This window comes from Xenorhabdus santafensis (assembly GCF_033949405.1).
Classification (GTDB): Bacteria; Pseudomonadota; Gammaproteobacteria; order Enterobacterales; family Enterobacteriaceae; genus Xenorhabdus; species Xenorhabdus santafensis.
Genome location: NZ_VCDN01000181.1, coordinates 1 through 1,520, shown reverse-complemented (window position 1 = coordinate 1,520; position 1,520 = coordinate 1). Strand labels below are relative to the sequence as shown.

1 protein-coding gene and 1 pseudogene are annotated in these 1,520 nt (G+C 36.6%); both read left to right on the top strand.

Going from position 1 to position 1,520, the window contains the following annotated elements:
- The first annotated feature begins 112 nt into the window (after positions 1 to 112).
- Positions 113 to 966, top strand: a pseudogene (locus FE392_RS19730) (DUF2829 domain-containing protein).
- A gap of 181 nt (positions 967 to 1,147) precedes the next feature.
- Positions 1,148 to 1,480, top strand: coding sequence for a phage holin, lambda family (locus tag FE392_RS19725; protein ID WP_319931836.1), 333 nt, complete (start codon positions 1,148 to 1,150; stop codon positions 1,478 to 1,480).
- Positions 1,481 to 1,520: the final 40 nt, after the last annotated feature.

Below are 1,520 nucleotides of genomic sequence, written 5' to 3'. Positions count from 1 at the left end.
CTTATTAGTCGAATCCAAGTAGTATTGTTTAATATATTCAGGCTGTTTAACAGCGGGTGGAAGTTAAATATTAAATTTGGCTTCCTATTATTTATAAATATAAGGAAATAATATGTCTGAATTTATTAAGCCTGAACATGAATGCCCATTTGATCCAAAACAATATCAATGTGATTCTTTATTGCACCGGTGGGGTCTTTTTCTTGGGCTTTGATTCAATTAAAACTACGCAAGCGTGTTACTCGTTCTACTTGGGTGAATTGCCAAGGGAATAATGAGAAGTATTTGGCTATCACGCCACGTGTCAATGATTTAGTCGTGGAAAAAGATAGCGCTTATGCGGTTGATGGTGTTGCAGTTGGGACTAAATATGATTATTTGACGCATATCGATTTGCGTAATGAGCACGGTAACTTTGTGCCTTGGCAACCAACGCAAGAAGATATGATGGCTTGTGATTGGCAGTTTTTTGAAGAGAAGGTGAAGCTAGAGCCAACACCTGATTTAGGTGAAAATATGATGGTTTTTGATCTTACCTTAGGAGCTGAGCTAACTAAAAATGATGGTAGTAGCACTACATGGGGATACTCTGGAAAAGAAACCGAAATAATGATACCTCATGGTAATTTAAAAGTAATTCAAAATAAAACAAATATTAAAGAAATAAAAATATTCTATTGGATTGAGTATAATAATAATGTCCCTATATTTATTTGGAATGTATTGTCCGATCCAGATAAAGAAAGTAATCAGAGAGTAGATGAGTTATTTAAGAATAAATCTCTTTATATAACAGTTGATGGTGTAACTTATAATCTTGGAAAACGTTCGCCTACTAAGAAGCCTGATACTAATGTGAAATATGAATGTATCAACTGGTATGAGCATAATGCTGAAGCAAAAAAACTCAGTGCTATTTTGAAACAAACAAGCCAAACCAAACGTTTTTACTGTAATTGGCGTTAATTTTAATTTATATATTGAATTCAAGGTCGCTCTTTAGTGTGGCCTTTCTATATTTATTACTGGAAATAATCTCATTACAGCCATATTCCTATATGGTAACTGGTGTTTTTTAACTCAGCTTATAGAGACCAACCTATTTTACCCCAAGGATGTCCATTGCTCTAATAGGGAATATATTAAAATGAAAGAAAATCCTGATATTTGGGCACACCTCAGTAACTGGCTTATTTCAATAAAAGAACAAGGCACCGGGGCAACCCTCGCCGGGACAATGGCTTTCCTTCGCGGTCGCTATAACGGTGGTGGTTGGATAAAAGTATCAATCGATGCCTTTATGTGTGCCATGTTCGCCTGGTTCATCCGTGATGTCTTAAACCTGTTTGGTCTGAATCCTGATTTAGCCTATATCGGCAGTGTGATGATTGGCTATTTGGGTACAGATTTTATCGGCCAATTGTTACGTAAGGCCGCAGAGAAAAAAACGGGAACATCTTCTGATGGAAATCAGCGATAAAGGGCTTGAGCGCATCAAACAGTATGAAGGCCTGAAGCTG